Here is a 15,197-nt window from a genome sequence, read left to right as displayed (position 1 = left end):
GATGGCGCTCATAACCTGGCGCTTTACCTCACCAAGTAAATGCCAATATGAATCAATTTGCTGAAAGCTGTGTGGACGCCCTCGGGCAGATAACAGGGGCACGACAACTGTATAAACATACAGCAACAAGCGAAGTGTGTCGTGCTCATCCTGTAAGGTGGGAATATTTGCTAGCACAGATGCATGTCATCCACTTCCTGGCTGCCCATGGATGTCTAGTCCTGAAATAGGTTTACACCTATTTCACCCCAACGCCCCCGCCACGATCACTTATGGAAAAAGAATATGCGTGCTACCTGACTGCCATTGGGATGGCTCAAGGCTGGTGGTATCCAAGCCATAGGTGCGGAGCAGCCAACGGGACTTCGCTCCATACTCCTCGCCAACCTCAGATCGGCCATGAAGGCAAATCCTGTTGTTGACCAAAACGATATCTCCGGGGGCGAGAGGATAAGCCTGCGTAGATTCCTTACAGGCGGCTTCGAATGCATCCATTGCCGATTTGGCGGCCACGCTGTCCTCGGTATCAGTTTGTGTCGAGCTGTGGCTGTATCTGATCCACGGGACACCTGCCACCCAGAAAAGCACCTGAGAATCCTCCACGAGAAGATCAAATCCATATAGCTGCTTCAAGCGTTTTCCGAAGGTAAACTGCGGGCCAACGATATATTGTGGCTTTGTCAGCTCCGAAATCTGAGTATCGGTCAGCTTACTCAATACCTCCCGCAGCGGCATCACCGTAGTGGACACGTCCTTTGGGTTACGCAGCCCGCACAGGCAAACGAAATCTGGAGAAGGTGCAATCCGCGGATCGTATGGATGCTGCTCGCCTCGGATTGGGAACCAGACCCCGTCAGTATGCCCTTTCATGGACTTCTGTGATTTTTCCGACTCATACCCTTCACCTGGCTTTACGACCAAATTGACGAAAAGCGCGCCGCCATTTTCTGAGCCATAGGAAATAGTGCTTGAGTCTAAAGCCACGTTCGCAGCAATGGCGGATGCGCGCGCGAGAACCGTTGCTTCTGAGGCTGGGACAGGCAAAAAATCCAAAGGCGTATCTGGCAGGTCATCCGGGTCGAAGACACCTATAAGGAGCATGCAAGGCACTTCCCACGCATGAGCAAGAAGGTCACCGCGTGTCACACCGCTATGAGCAAGAAGTTGGACAACCTCAGGCAACAATTTACGACCGAGAGTGACTGGGTCACTCAGCTGTTGTAGAGCATCGACAAACGTCAGTCGGCCTCTCCATGCCGTAACAGCAGCACGAATGGCTGCGGAAAAATGAGCGTTGATCAATTGTGTCCCTACCAGGTGAGTGATATAAAGTTGATACGGCAGCGCGTTACCCGTAACGCTCACCATCGACCAGCCCTTCCTGACCAGTCCCCATAGCTAAGTTTTCATGAAAAATCACGATGTTACTGCTTCCAATTGTCTCAGGCACTGGGCCCATTGGCTAGACGGCCTTGCGGATCAGATAACTGCAAAGACCAGTGCCGACCATTGGCAATGCATTGTTGACCTGCCCTCGGGGCGAAATGTCGTTGGCGTTGGTGATGATGCATCGCTCGCTGTGCGTAATCTGCTAAAAGAACTGGTAGAGCAACTCCCTGCACCGCCTGTGATGTTTGAACGCGGCAGCGCAGAGGATGTCCCACTCCCGATATTGGCGGCACAGCCGACAAACCAGGAGAAACCTATGCAACCTAAGGATGTGGGTCAGCGTATGGACACCAAAGCACGCCGTGAAACGATCGGCGTCACAACGAAGAAATCCTTCCATGCAGCCATTGGTCAGCTGGCCCAACAACGTGCGGTGTCGAAAGCAGAGCTCGCCCGTGACTTACTCCGGGATGGTCTGGAGCGATTTGAGCGAGACATGGAGACGAAGAACCCTTCGAGTCTTTTGCGCAACTACGAGCAAGCGGCCAAGTCATACGAGGGTGACACTGAACAGTGGGTGATACGGCTGGACCGCCCCTGGGCCAAGTGGGTAAGAATGACCGCGAAAGAGTTCGAGAAATCGACCTCTCAGATAGCCTGTTTTCTATTGGCAGAATCTCTGCGGCACGAGCAAGCCCAGCCAGCCACAGCCGTTCAGTCGAAAATACCGAGCGCACCTTCACCGGCCGACCTTGAACAATCAGTGATAGTGATCAATTCTTGGTTGCCGCCAAAACGCGCCCGAGACCTTGCCTTTCGCTCAGGTCTGGGAAATCAACGCGATCTAATATGTCAGGTGCTTCAAGGGGAGATTATTGCTCCAGCGAAGGTGATTGGCTCTATATCCACGCACACTGAAGTCCCCATCGAGTTATTGGTCGCAGGCTTTGCAAGCAACTTTCAGAACCGCACGGTGCCGATGTTCAAGGCGACCCATGGGAAACCTCAGTTGGCCGCCGCTCCTCACTCCTGGAGCGATGCCGTGAAAGCGTTAAAGCTTCCAGCCGATGAAGAGCAGGCCCTTCTAGCACTAGAGAGTTGAGACCTTGAACCCATTCGACAGAGCGCGCCTTAAGGCCGTCGAAATTAGAAAAACCTTGGCCGGCGCGTCCCTATCGGATCAGCTCACCTCAAAGCAGCTTCTGGATACCACGACGATTGAGGATGAACTCGACCTCGTGATCGCACTATTGCCGCCTGGCCATTTCAATTTGGCCGGTGCAGATGGGGTATTAGCCAGAGAAAAATACACTGTCTACGTTCGAAACGATAAATCATGGCCCGAAACTGCGTACCTGATAGCTCATGAAATCGGGCATTGGTTTCTGGACGCTGATAAGCCCGCGATAACGGTGGCTCACCTATCGGCAATGACCGCCTCCCAAGGCAACCCCGCCCTTCTCACCGTCGAAGCCTACGGCGCGCGCGAACGGCAGGAACTCCAAGCAAACGTGTTTGCCCGAGAACTACTGTTGCCGCGACAAGCAGCACGCGCCCTTTGGGTCAGCGGCATGAATGCCAAGGCAGTGTCTACCTTCCTTAAGGTGCCGCTGGAGGTGGTAAGGCTTCAACTCTTTGATGCACTCCTACTACCGGATCTGCCCATAACTCCAATGTCTGCCCTTCCACCGATGACTCAGGCGCAGGCCAATGCCGCGCATGCATCGGAACGATTTGTGAACGTGGTGGCTGGCCCAGGCACCGGTAAAACGACGACACTCGTCCATCGCATCAAGCACTTGATCGAGCAAGGAGTACCCCCCAGCAAGATTTTGGTGCTGACTTTCACCAACAAAGCGGCACACGAACTGGTGGAGAGGATGCGGGCCTCGGCCATCCCCGGGGCTTCTGATGTCTGGGCAGGCACCTTCCATGCATTTGGCCTGGAGTTTCTGCGCAAGTATCATGATCTGTTCCAGTTGAACGCCGACGTTGGCATGGCCGACAGGCTGACCAAAGTGCGGCAGATGGTGCGGCTGCTCCCAACGATCTCGCTGCAGTATTACGTACGACTCCAGGATCCCTATGAGTGGCTTCCAAAAGTCTTGGATTACGTTGACCGACTCAAGGAAGAGCTCGTTTCCGTTACTGATTATCGAGCGCGGCTTGCTGCACTGCCGGCACCGACGCCAGATGTTGCGCAACAACAGGCCGACATCGCCGTTGTCTACGAGGCTTATGAGGCAGAGTTGCGTGCCAAGCAATTGGTGGATTACACAGACCTAGTCGCACTGCCAACCCTGCAAGCACGCAAAGACCGCGCCTCTGTCAGCCAGTACATTGATCACTTCGATCACATTTTGGTCGACGAGTACCAAGACGTCACACATGTGATGGTCGAATTCATACGAGAACTCGCAGTCAACGCTAAGTCTGTCTGGGTCGTAGGTGACGTGCGCCAAGCGATTCACCACTGGCGGGGCGCATCGATCCAAAGTTTGATGAAGTTTGACAGTGCCTTTCGACGCAACGCCCCCCACGCATCGGTAGCCACTTATAACCTAGATATCAACCGTCGTAGCACTCCGGAGATTCTCAAACTATTCAGCCATACCGGGCGTGATCACAAACTACAGACCCGGCTTCCGCTCCAGCCAGTCAATGCGCACCGCGCCTCGATCGATGCCAATCCCATATTGTTCGAGTGCACCTCCATCGATAGCCAGGCTCAGACCTTAGCGAATGTTATCGGCAAGCTTTCAACGATGGGGGTGAACTATCGGGATCAGGTCATCATCAGTCGCAGCACTGCGAACATTGAACGAACTGCAGAGGATCTATCCGCCCGCGGGATTCCCTATCTCTACATTGGCGATGTACACCAGCGTACAGAGATCAAGCGCCTTATCTGCCTGATGCAGCTTCTATGTACACGGCAACCTCGCTCACTGGTCGGTCTGCTTCACGAACCAAATCTAGCGTTCTCGATTGCTGACATGAAATTATTGATGGACAGCACCTCTCCAGGTACTGGAGTTGGACTGCAACGTGGCAAGTGGATAGGCACGCAAGGATTGGGGTTGTCTATAGTAGGAGAAATAGCACGTGTGGAGCTCGCCAAGCTTCTAGCCGGTTTTGATCGGCATACCAATCCTTGGGATTTTGTCTGTACGCTGCTTCTTGATCGACGTTTCGGCCTGCCCAACCCTGCTGACACAAGCATGAATGCCCATACTGAGCGCCTGGCTTTATGGTTGTTTGTGTATGCGGTGCGCAACAATGACGGCAACACCAAAGAAACCAGGTTGTCTCCATTTCTGCTTAGAGAAGACTTGCGTCGGCGTATCAATGAGAAGCTTGCCGACCGCGGCGTACCGCCCGAGGCCCGCGCACTGAACGCTATCACCTTGATGACGGTTCATGGCAGCAAAGGACTTGAATTTAATGCCGTCCATGTGACCGACGTGGACAAGGCCGCGTATGGTGCAGAGCAAGCTTGGGATTACGATCCTCGTTCGACGCTGTTAATACCGCCCGAGGTGCTTAATAGCACCCAGGCGGAGCATAACTTCGAGGAAGCTGTAGAGCGAAACAACCTGTTATACGTCGCACTGTCGCGCGCGCGCGACCGACTTTTTCTATATGAGACGAACCCTAAAGACCGACCTTCATCGCTTTCCAGAGCAGGTTCGCTACTGGAGCGTTACTCGGGGGCTGTACCCCCACCACCGGTTGTCCCTCCCCCACCAGTTGCTGCTTCAACTGCACCATTGGTGGTCAATTACGGTGCGTTCGAGTCCTACATCAGTTGCCCCTTACACTACCACTATCGGTACGAGCTCGACCTAACAGCTGAGCAGGATATCGACGTATCCATCCGCGCCCGCTGGGCTGTTATGGAAGCGCTTCAAGCCACGCTCAAAGGCGCAACAGCGCAAACTGCATTCGAGACCGCATGGGCGTCCCATGATCTACCTGCTTATACCCTTGATAAAGCGTTGTATTCAGATGCTGTCAAAGCCTGCAGTAAGGGTCTACAAATCATCAAGGACACGGGTGGGGTAATCATCGAAGGCCTGCATGCCGATGTCGCCGGCGTTCGGATTGAGCTGCCCTGGATGTTGCAGGCAAAAGGTAGCCGGGGGACCGAGCTTCATTGGTTGCGAACGCACGCTGGTGTAGATACGACGTCCCGGCATCTCCGTCCGCTGATGCTGGCGATGACAGCCATGAAGGTCAATCTGGGAACGGTACATTCGTTGATTAGCGAAAAATCTAAAGCGGAACCCCCATCAAAGGATCCGCGAGCAACCGCCGTACACAAAATGGCCCATCAATTTGCAGCAGGCTATCGGGGAGCAAAAAAAGGGTGGCTCTGCCGCCGCTGCCCGTATCTGAGCATTTGCGAGAATCGACCCTAGTTTGGCCTGACGACAAGGTGGTTACTCCTCCACCTAGTCAATTTGGTATGACCGAGTAGAGTCCAGTATTCCAATTGGTATTCCAACCAAAAATATAAACCAGTACTAATGATTACAAATCAATAGGATACAGATCAGGTTCAGATTACCCCGGCCCACCATTTCATCATCTAAAGACGTCCACGGACGTCTTTTTTTGTGTCTGAAACCCAGTAAATACGGGGGTTTCAGCGCCATTGGGCTCCATAGCACTTCACGCAGATCCATTTTGAAATGTATTCCAAGACGTATTCCAAGCCCATGGCTGGTAAATTTTGGAATACACGAACAGCGTTGGAGTACCCATGGGCGCCCAAGCCACACGCCTTTCAGACCTGAAAATCAGAGCCGCCAAACCCAAAGCCAAGGACTACATACTGACCGACGGCAACGGCCTCCAACTGCGAGTCCGCACCAATAGTTCAAGGCTATGGAATTTCAACTACGTCCATCCCGTGACGAAAAAACGGATCAACATGGGACTGGGTACGTTCCCTGAGCTAAGCCTGGCCCATGCGCGAAAGCGCACCGTTGAGGCAAGAGAACTGGTTGCGCAGGGACTGGACCCGAAAGAGCAGCGCGATGCAGATCGCCAAGCGAAGAAAGCCGCGACAGAGCACACCTTTCAGAACGTCGCGACGGCCTGGTTTGAACTGAAGAAAGACTCCGTGACAACCGCTTACGCCGAAGACATTTGGCGCTCGCTCACGCTGCACGTCTTCCCGGATTTACATGCGACTCCGATTTCTGAAATCAGCGCTCCCCAGGTCATCAAGTTGCTTAAGCCACTTGAGACCAAAGGCAGCTTGGAAACGGTCAAGCGCCGATCCCAAACCCAGAGAAGCCCGCCCAGTCCGGGCCTCTCTGTTTCTGGGGCATCGAATGTTGTTAAATATCGCTATTGATTCATGTGAATAAATCCATGCCTCAGCAACTTTTCAGCAGTATGTCTCCGCCGTCCTGCCGAACAAACACAATCTACAGCCGTCGACTGCCCCTTCACCGGAATCCATTCGCCTCAATCTATGCCGTAGGCATGATTAATATTTCAGCGGAGAAATCCCTGGTTGTTTTGATCGTTGGATTTTTCAGCGCCATGATGAATGGCTGTCCGTTGATGCTTACCTGCGCTGGCGATGAGAAACTGCCACGCTCAACCAATACATCTATTTGACCTGTCGCTAATTGCTTCCTGACCAACCCCCCATTACTTGGGGAGTAAATAGCAGACCGACCATCTGCTGCTATTGCCGAGCCTCCGGCATAGGTGTGTACAGCCACATCAGAGACTTCATCATTAGACAGGCATTGCTTGTTTTTTACGTCGACAAAAACAACTCTGCCGACACCGGATTTTCCATCGTCGCTCATCTTGGTATAGGAAACCGATACAATATTTTCAGAGATCCATTTAGTTTCAAATGGAACCGTATCGGCCAAAGCTGAATCACCCAGGTAGATAGGGATCTCTGTTTTTGTTTTGAAGGCATCGCCTGTAATAACAACAGTTAAGCCTTGATGCCGCTTTTCAGCGGCAGAGTAAATCGCGTAGGTCATCGCGCACAGACCGCTATGCGATACTGACAAGGGTGTAGAGTAGGGGAATGTTCCAGGCCCTAGCCCGGCTATTTGTATGGCTTCATCCCAAGTATCGCCACCGTCTTCCGAGCTTCGTGCTACAACCTTTCTCCACTCTCCCGCAGAGTATTTGCCGACACGCTCCTGCAGGGTGTGCAGCAGTACAATTTTTCCAGACGGGAGGGCGGCCAGCGAGACATATGTTGATCGCCCAGGGTCAATAACTCGACCTTCTTCCCACTTGTCGACTGTTTCACGGTTAGAAGCTCTGAAAAAATAAAGCGGCGATGCGTGATTGCTGGCGCATGCAATGATATGCCCAGCGTATTTGCCTGACGGGACCTTCAAGAGCGACGGCGAGCCATGATCGCTTGCATCATCGAAGTGATGAAGTTTGTACGCTCTGCCTGCAATCAGCTGGTCATTCACCTCTGACACCAACACTTCGCCGGCCGGATTGACATAACCAATACAAAATCCTCCAGCAATTTCAGCTATGGCCGGGCGGTTATACCAGAGGCTGTATGCGTCTTTTATGATCAGCGGTCTAGGAGAGTAGCTGCGGCCAAATAAAATTGAGGGGAATGCAGAAATAATCCCTGCCGATATCATGAAGCTTCTACGGTCCATCACCTCAACACCCCATCAGAAAAGCTAAATTATGACACCCTCCGCCGCGGTTGCTACAAGCTTGCTCGGCTCAATTTTTTCCATCCACCCCCAAAATATAGGTTTGGCATGCCTTCAGCGCGATGAGTCCACGGTCGCCGTCGTCGGTGATAGCGACAATTCTTTGAGCATGCGCTGGGTCAAGTTGAGCTCGACGGGCTCCATAAACTACGCCGCTGGCGCCGGAGGGGGCAGGCACTAGACTGCTGCTGGCCGGATCCTCGAGGAGGACTGACAGCCGCAGATCAGAAGTGGCAAGATGATCGCGCAGGCGAGCTTGATTTGTTTGAGCATCGCTCAACTCCTTGTAATGCGTTTTGTTCGCTGGCCGATAACCGCTGCTCAAGCGCAAAGTGCCTGGGCCTGCTCCGCCTGGACCTGGGCCGCGACCGCGCTGCTGATTTTGTTCAGGTGGGACCGGTGCAGACCGGTCTGCGTCACCAGCTTCCCCTCATAGCGCCAGTCCTGGGCTTTCCACGCAGCACCGAATGCCAGCAGCACGGCCACCAATGCGCCAAAAGCCCAAGCCTTCATACCCACGGGTTCATGGTACGTCCTTGAAGAACAAGGTGATTGCCCGGCATAGAGTCTAGGTCGCGTCCTTGGCCCAGGCCGGCGGCTTCGGCATGGTGATTGCGTAATAATGGGTAGCACCTTTGGCCAGATCCAGCTCAACGCCGGAGATCATCAGCTCCGCCGCGCAACGCTGGTCGGCAGATGACAAAGGTAGGCCTCAGAAAACAACCGAACAAGTAGCTACATTTCTCTTACCGATATTTACAATCAAGCGGCCTCACGCATCCGCCGAACCCCTTCTTTAATAGCACCAATGATCAATGCCATGAGAGTAGAAATGAACGTAACAACAAGCATGTTCTTATACATCTTGCCACTGTGAGGAAGCTCCGTAGTGCTGACTTCTGATGAGTAGGTCATTGACGAGAGAGAGGCATCCTGCAACATACTTAAAACTTGAATTTTGGTAGAATCCGTCACCTTCAACAGATCCAAATATTTAATGAACTTTCTTTCCTGTCTTTGATATATGTTATTTTGCACCGCAACCATTTCACTCACAGAAAACTTAACTTTTTGAATTGATTCTTCACGCCCCCCTGCAATAGCTGAGACCTCAACGATACGGGTATTTTTTATAGGTTTTATTGTGGCAACTTGAGAATACTTGTACACTATCATTTCGGGATTTTCGAGCTGACTAGATACGTCCACCCCTACATTCAAATTATCTCCTATCGTTACCCTTGCCACGCTCATATACAATGTCGGTCTGGTTATCGCATAGCCCAGACCTCCGACAAACAACACAACGAAAACCCATGCAATGGTCCGTACCTGCCGAGCGAAAAACTTAAAAAATTCGCCCAATGAAATTTCATCTTTAGAAAGACTTGTTATCGTCATTCCTTATTACCCCCTCAACATGAATAGACGGCAACTTTCAGCAGCAAGGCTTGAGTCAGAAGAATTAAAAGCTCACTATCAATGTTAATCAGGCTTAGTGAGGCTTAGTGAGGCTTAGTGAGGCTTAGTGCTTTGGAGAATTTTAGCTACCTGCATGTGCGACACACAGAGCGAGCGACATCATTTTGACATGATACATGATGTCATTTACTAGGGCAATGCCTAGTCGATCAAGAATTCTTGGAGGGTTATTTCTAGCGATGTAGAAAAATGCTTGAGACGCCGTTTCAGCACGCACGTTGAGCAAAGGGTATAACAGTAAGAATCGGATGGCTGTTTATAACAGCCAGGAGAAAGGTCAAATACTAACTTCGCCAAAACATTAGAACTTCAGAAACGACAGCCCCGCCACGAGCCCCTCAACCAAAACATACAGCGGCAACCCAACGACTAATCTGACGGTGGGCCGAAGCATGAGCGTAGAAAGCCACCCCGTCCCACCTCCCCCACCAACCACCCACAAAACAACTCCAACTTCTTACTACCCTCCGAACCCCACTTCGCCACATACCAATAGCTGCTCTGATGAAACCCAAACGGTGCCAACAACCGGCCAAGACGAACATCGTCAGCCACCAGGTGCCAGGGCGCGACGCAGATTCCCAGCCCGGCAATCGCGGCCTCCAACGTGAAATAGTAATGCTCGTACTCCAAGCCGGCCGGGGCGGTGGCCTGGTAGCCAATCGCATCCCCCCAGCTCGCCCAGGCATTCGGGCGCGTTTTGGTGTGCAGGAGTGGGTACCGGAAAATCGAACTGAGTTCAGTCAACTGGATACGCTCGGATAACACGGGTGACAGGACGACGCCCAATCGCTCGGGGAATAGCAGGAGGGTGTTTTCCTGATCATCCAGCGGCCCTTGCTCAGCCGTGATCATCACGTCATACCGATCACGCCCCGTATCGGTCGTGTCGCCTGAGGAGCTCAAGCGAACCTTGATGTCCGGGTATTTCACGTTGAAGTCGAACAGGCGGGGGATCAACCATTTGACCGTGAAGGTGCTGAAGCAGGAGACGTCCAGAGTACCCGTCGCGGTGTCCCTGATTCGGTTTACTGCGGCTTCGATCTGATCCAGCGCAGCCGTGAGGTCTGGCAGGAGTTCTTTGCCGGCGGCGGTGAGTTGCGGTTTGTTCTTGGTGCCCTCGAACAGGTCGATTCCAAGACTCAGTTCCAGCTGGCGTACCTGGCGACTCACTGCTCCGGGCGTAACCGAAAGTTCATCGGCGGCAGACGTCATTCTTCCCAGTCGAGCGGCGGCCTCGAAGGAGCGCAGAGCATTCAATGGGGGGAGGCGACGTTTCATTAAGTGACTTTAACTCAATTACTTCGGGCCCATAAATCGTTTTCCTGGCCTGCCCCGTTTTTTGCAGAATCCCCCTGCCCTAGCACGGTCGGCTGCCTTTCCTGGGCTGCCGAACCTGCAAGAGCACATCCCAAAGCAATTGAGAGAGCCTCACATGCCATTCGTTCGAACAGCCGTCATCAAGGGCACCAGCCAGCAGCAACGCCAACTCATCGTCGATGGCATTCATCAAGCGCTGGTCGAGAGCATCGGCATGCCCGAGGATGAACTGTTCAACCTGGTCACCGACTATGATCCGGAGCAGTTCTTCTACAGCCGCACCTTTAATGGCGTCGCTCGTTCAGACAAGCTCGTCGTGATTGAGATCACGATGCGCAGGGGGCGCAGTGACGCCATGAAACGGGACCTGTACAAAAAAATCGCTGACCATCTTGGCGCTCAAGCGCAGGTTCGTCCGCAGGATGTTTTCATCTTCATGCATGAGAACGACTATTCGGACTGGTCGGTGGGCCTGGGCAAGTTTGCGATGGCGTTGGTGCAGCAAACCGGCGATGCCTCTGTCGTGTAGGGGCGGGTTCGGTTGCCCTCTCTGACGGACGCGATTGCCTCAGGGGCTTGGCCGGTCAGGTATTCCGCTTGACGACCCGACGGTGACAATCTTGCGCAGCCAATACCCTGCCCGCCTTTGAACGGACCGTGATGGTCTCGACTGGCTCCGACGAGTCGTTGTCCAGCAGCACCGAATAATGCTCGCCCTTGTTGAAGAGGAAGCGCTCTCCCCACTGGCGCATGCTCACCACAATGGGAAACACGGAGCGCCCCATCTCGGTGAGTACATATTCCTTGTAGGCGCTGCCGTCGGACGCCGGTTGGACTTCGAATATCCCCAACTCGACCAACATCTTGAGTTTTACCGCCAGGATGTTCTTGGCAAGGCCAAGGCGTTTCTGGAACTCGCTGAAGCGTCGAACATCATCGAAAGCGTCGCGGATGATCATCAGCGCCCAACGATCTCCGATGGCTTCAAGGGTCCGCGCCACGGGGCATTCGCTCTGCGCCAGCAGTGCCTGTCTGGCCATGATCTCTCCCACCTTCCTGGACAACATGTTGATGAGGACGCTCTAGCGCCGGAAAAACTGGTTGCATATTAAAACCTGGTTTGTTAGAAAACAACGAATCGGTTTTGTTTTGAAACCAGCCTAAAGAAGACGTTTAAGCTGAGAGGCCTTGGAACATGGACGTCGAAGCCGAAAGAACAGTAGGAGCCAGCACACAGCTCCCTCGGGCAGGTGCAGCCACCCTCAGCCGTCATCAGACACTTCTCTTCGCCGTCACCTGCGCGATGGCTGTGGCCAATGTCTATTTCGCACAGCCGCTGCTGGAGTCGATGGCCACCAGCCTGTCGGTTCAACCCGGCACTGTCGGTGTGGTAGTCACGGCGACTCAGGTGGGCTATGCGGTAGGCCTGCTGTTCATCGTGCCCTTGGGCGATCTGCTGAATCGCAAGAAACTCATTCTGACGCAGCTGTTGCTGTCGGCCGTGGCCTTGTGCGCGGTAGGGCTGGCGCAAAGTTGGGGCATGCTGCTCGGCGCGATGGTACTGGTCGGCCTGATGGCCGTCGTGGTGCAGGCGTTGGTCGCCTATGCCGCCTCCCTGGCGAGCCCGGACCAGCGCGGCGAGGCCATCGGCACCGTGACCAGTGGCGTGGTCCTGGGCATCCTCCTCGCCCGCTTCGTCTCTGGCGTAGTCGCCGACCTGGCCGGATGGCGGGGTGTCTACTTCGGGTCGGCAGTGTTGATGGTGGGCATGGCATGGCTGCTGTACCGAACCATGCCGGCATCGGCAACATCGCCGGCCAGGGGTAGCTACTGGCAGTTGCTGCGCTCGGTGTTGCGGTTGTACCGGACAGAGCGGACGCTGCGCGTCAGAGGCACCTTTGCCTTGCTCATATTCGCGGCATTCAGCGTGCTGTGGACCGCCATGGTGCTGCCGCTGAGCGCGCCGCCACTGTCGCTTTCACATACCCAGATCGGCTTGTTCGGTCTGGCCGGAGTGGCGGGAGCCCTGGCCGCGGCACGCGCAGGGAGATTGGCCGACCAAGGGCTCGGCAATCGCACCACAGGCATTGCTCTAGGGTTATTGACCTTGTCGTGGTTGCCCACCGCGTTGGTTGAAAGCTCATTGCTGGGCATGGTGGTCGGGGTCGTCCTGCTGGACTTCGCCGTGCAAACCGTTCATGTGACCAACCAGAGCCTGATCTTCGCGGCGCGGCCCGATGCGCAAAGCCGCCTGGTGGGGGCCTACATGTGCTTTTACTCAGTCGGCAGCGGTTTGGGCGCGATTGCTGCCACTTACACTTACGCACACTTCGGTTGGGTGAGCGTTTGCCTGTTGGGCGCGGCCATCAGCGGCGTGGCCCTGTTGTATTGGCTGTACTTGCAGCTGACGTCAGCGTGACAACGCTCACCTTCATCAAGGCGAATCATCAATGAAACCATGGCACTTAGCGTTGGCTGTACTGATCACGGCAATCTGGGGAATCAATTTCTCTGTGATCAAACTGGGGTTGGCCACCGTGGATCCGTTCATCCTGGCGGGCATCCGTTTCAGCCTTTGTGCGCTGCCGGCGATCTTCTTCATCCGCAAGCCCGATGTGCCCTGGCGCTACCTCATCGGTTACGGACTGGTGTTCGGCATCGGCCTGTGGGGGGTGGTCAACCTGGGCATCAAGGCTGGACTCTCGGCAGGCATCGCCTCCCTGATCCTGCAATTCAGCGCGTTCTTTACCCTGCTGCTAGGCGGATGGGTGTTCAAGGAAGCACTGACCCGTTTCCAAGTGCTGGGCATGCTGATCGCCCTCGGCGGGCTCTTGTGCATCATCATGATCAGCGACGGTTCGGTCAGCCTGCCGGGGGTGTTTCTGGTGTTGGTTGGCGCAGCCTCATGGAGTGTCGCCAACATCATCAACAAGAAGGCCAGTACTCGGGATGTCTTCGGCTTTCTGGTCTGGTCCAGCGCCTTCGCACCGATCCCGTTGTTCGCCCTCGACTATGTGATCAACGGCAGCGCCGGCTATAGCTCATTCATCCAGCAAGTAGACACGACCGCCGTGCTGTCGATTCTGTTCCAGGTCTACCCCAATACCCTGTTCGCCTATTGGATATGGAACTCGTTGCTCAAGACCTACCCGGTGTCCACGGTGGCGCCATTGTCGTTGCTGGTGCCGATTTTCGGGATGCTCGGTTCGGTCTTCGTCTTCCACGAAAGTGTGCCGTTGAACAAAGTGCTGGCGGTGGTGCTGATCGTGCTCGGCTTGGCCGTGGGTCTTTATGGACAGCGTATTTTCAACGCCATGTTTGCCGTTCCGAGCCCACGCTAATGCGACGAAACATAACCGGACGACCCGGACGGCGCCGGCAAGGCATAAGTCGCCTTCATCCATTCGATCTCAGCCTGGGGCGCCCGACCGAACAGGCGCTTGAACTCACGACTGAACTGCGAGGCGCTTTCGTAGCCGACGTTGAACGCCGCCGTCGAAGCGCTCATCGCGTTGCGCAGCATCAGCAGCCTCGCTTGATGCAGGCGCGTCGACTTCAAGTACTGCATGGGTGAGGCGTCCGTCACGTTGCGAAAGTGCAGGTAAAAGGTGGGCACGCTCATGTTGGCTTCCCGGGCAAGCACCTCGACGCTGAGGCGTTCCGCGTAGCAACTGTGGATTTTCCGGATCGCGCGGGTGATCTGGCCGAAGTGCCCTTGGCGACTCAACGCGGCGCGCATCGAGCCTCCTTGCTCGCCGGTCAGGATGCGGTAGTAGATCTCCCGTATCAGCGACGGCCCGAGTATCTGCGCTTCGCCCGGATGGCTCATGGCCTCAAGAAAACGTAGTGTCGAGGCACACAACTGATCGTCCATGGGCGAGGCGTACATGCCCTTGGGCGGGGCATCGCTTGGGCCGAGGGCTTCGTCGACCTGCAACATCAACTCGCTGGCCAGTTGCAAGTCGAGGCGCATGTAGACCGCCAGCATGGGCTCGGCTTCGCTGGCGTCGGTTTCCATAGTAAATGGCACGGGAACCGACACCACCAGATAGTGCTGGGCGTCGTAGACGTAGACGTCATCGCCCAGATAACCGCGCTTGCGGCCCTGGCAGAGGATCACGATACCGGGGTCATACAACACCGGCGTACGCGCCAGCGGCCGGTTCGAACGCAGGAAACGGATGTCCTCCAGCGCGCTGAGATTGTAGCCCTCGACCGGCGCCAGTTTTTCCATCAACTGCACCATGCGCGAAGTGCGTGAGTCGGCCTCAGTCATCG

General features: G+C 54.7%; 12 protein-coding genes and 2 pseudogenes. 6 read left to right on the top strand and 8 right to left on the bottom strand.

Annotated elements, in window-relative coordinates; translation table 11 throughout:
• Positions 1 to 270: 270 nt before the first annotated feature.
• Entirely contained in the window at positions 271 to 1,368 is a 1,098-nt protein-coding gene (locus tag LOY35_RS03705; protein WP_258630766.1) for a TauD/TfdA family dioxygenase, read from the bottom strand.
• A gap of 40 nt (positions 1,369 to 1,408) precedes the next feature.
• Between LOY35_RS03705 and LOY35_RS03700 the strand changes: the two genes are divergently transcribed.
• The 3 genes and pseudogenes from LOY35_RS03700 to LOY35_RS03690 all read left to right on the top strand — a co-directional run.
• Positions 1,409 to 2,491 carry a hypothetical protein gene (locus LOY35_RS03700; RefSeq protein WP_258630765.1) on the top strand — a complete coding sequence of 361 codons (1,083 nt, stop codon included), beginning with the start codon at positions 1,409 to 1,411 and terminating at the stop codon, positions 2,489 to 2,491.
• A gap of 4 nt (positions 2,492 to 2,495) precedes the next feature.
• A complete protein-coding gene (locus LOY35_RS03695; RefSeq protein WP_258630763.1) occupies positions 2,496 to 5,810 on the top strand; it encodes a UvrD-helicase domain-containing protein in 3,315 nt (1,104 codons plus the stop codon).
• A 344-nt stretch (positions 5,811 to 6,154) separates the two neighbouring features.
• Positions 6,155 to 6,682, top strand: a pseudogene (locus LOY35_RS03690) (integrase arm-type DNA-binding domain-containing protein); the annotation flags it as partial.
• Positions 6,683 to 6,872: 190 nt separating this feature from the next.
• On the opposite strand, the gene LOY35_RS03685 reads toward LOY35_RS03690, so the two are convergent.
• The 5 genes and pseudogenes from LOY35_RS03685 to LOY35_RS03665 all read right to left on the bottom strand — a co-directional run bounded on the left by LOY35_RS03685 (position 6,873) and on the right by LOY35_RS03665 (position 10,880).
• The gene (locus tag LOY35_RS03685) at positions 6,873 to 8,057 is read right to left on the bottom strand and encodes a hypothetical protein (protein WP_258630762.1); all 1,185 of its coding nucleotides are present in this window, start codon (positions 8,055 to 8,057) and stop codon (positions 6,873 to 6,875) included.
• A 70-nt stretch (positions 8,058 to 8,127) separates the two neighbouring features.
• Positions 8,128 to 8,630, bottom strand: a pseudogene (locus tag LOY35_RS03680) (lysis protein).
• Between the two features lie 55 nt (positions 8,631 to 8,685).
• On the bottom strand, positions 8,686 to 8,820 hold the full coding sequence (locus LOY35_RS03675; RefSeq protein WP_258630760.1) for a hypothetical protein: 135 nt from the start codon (positions 8,818 to 8,820) through the stop codon (positions 8,686 to 8,688).
• Between the two features lie 59 nt (positions 8,821 to 8,879).
• Positions 8,880 to 9,518, bottom strand: a complete 639-nt coding sequence (locus LOY35_RS03670) for a Wzz/FepE/Etk N-terminal domain-containing protein (protein ID WP_258630757.1) — start codon at positions 9,516 to 9,518, stop codon at positions 8,880 to 8,882.
• Positions 9,519 to 9,968: 450 nt separating this feature from the next.
• Positions 9,969 to 10,880, bottom strand: a complete 912-nt coding sequence (locus tag LOY35_RS03665) for a LysR substrate-binding domain-containing protein (protein WP_258630754.1) — start codon at positions 10,878 to 10,880, stop codon at positions 9,969 to 9,971.
• A 154-nt stretch (positions 10,881 to 11,034) separates the two neighbouring features.
• Here LOY35_RS03665 and LOY35_RS03660 point away from each other — a divergent pair, with 154 nt between their 5' ends.
• A complete protein-coding gene (locus LOY35_RS03660; RefSeq protein ID WP_258630752.1) occupies positions 11,035 to 11,448 on the top strand; it encodes a tautomerase family protein in 414 nt (137 codons plus the stop codon).
• A 55-nt stretch (positions 11,449 to 11,503) separates the two neighbouring features.
• Here LOY35_RS03660 and LOY35_RS03655 read toward each other — a convergent pair whose 3' ends face one another.
• Complete coding sequence (locus tag LOY35_RS03655; protein WP_258630750.1) at positions 11,504 to 11,959, bottom strand: helix-turn-helix domain-containing protein; 456 nt, start codon at positions 11,957 to 11,959, stop codon at positions 11,504 to 11,506.
• 155 nt (positions 11,960 to 12,114) lie between these two features.
• Between LOY35_RS03655 and LOY35_RS03650 the strand changes: the two genes are divergently transcribed.
• Together LOY35_RS03650 and LOY35_RS03645 are read left to right on the top strand one after the other, a co-directional pair.
• Positions 12,115 to 13,338, top strand: a complete 1,224-nt coding sequence (locus tag LOY35_RS03650) for an MFS transporter (protein ID WP_258630749.1) — start codon at positions 12,115 to 12,117, stop codon at positions 13,336 to 13,338.
• A 31-nt stretch (positions 13,339 to 13,369) separates the two neighbouring features.
• Complete coding sequence (locus LOY35_RS03645) at positions 13,370 to 14,260, top strand: EamA family transporter (protein ID WP_258630747.1); 891 nt, start codon at positions 13,370 to 13,372, stop codon at positions 14,258 to 14,260.
• On the opposite strand, the gene LOY35_RS03640 is transcribed toward LOY35_RS03645, so the two are convergent.
• Positions 14,257 to 15,195 carry an AraC family transcriptional regulator gene (locus tag LOY35_RS03640; RefSeq protein ID WP_258630745.1) on the bottom strand — a complete coding sequence of 313 codons (939 nt, stop codon included), beginning with the start codon at positions 15,193 to 15,195 and terminating at the stop codon, positions 14,257 to 14,259. The genes LOY35_RS03645 and LOY35_RS03640 overlap by 4 nt on opposite strands.
• Between the last annotated feature and the right edge of the window lie 2 nt (positions 15,196 to 15,197).

Origin of the sequence: Pseudomonas sp. B21-028 (assembly GCF_024749045.1) — a bacterium.
Classification (GTDB): domain Bacteria; phylum Pseudomonadota; class Gammaproteobacteria; order Pseudomonadales; family Pseudomonadaceae; genus Aquipseudomonas.
The sequence above is the reverse complement of the archived record's forward strand: the minus strand, read 5'-3'. Positions and strand labels throughout refer to the sequence as shown.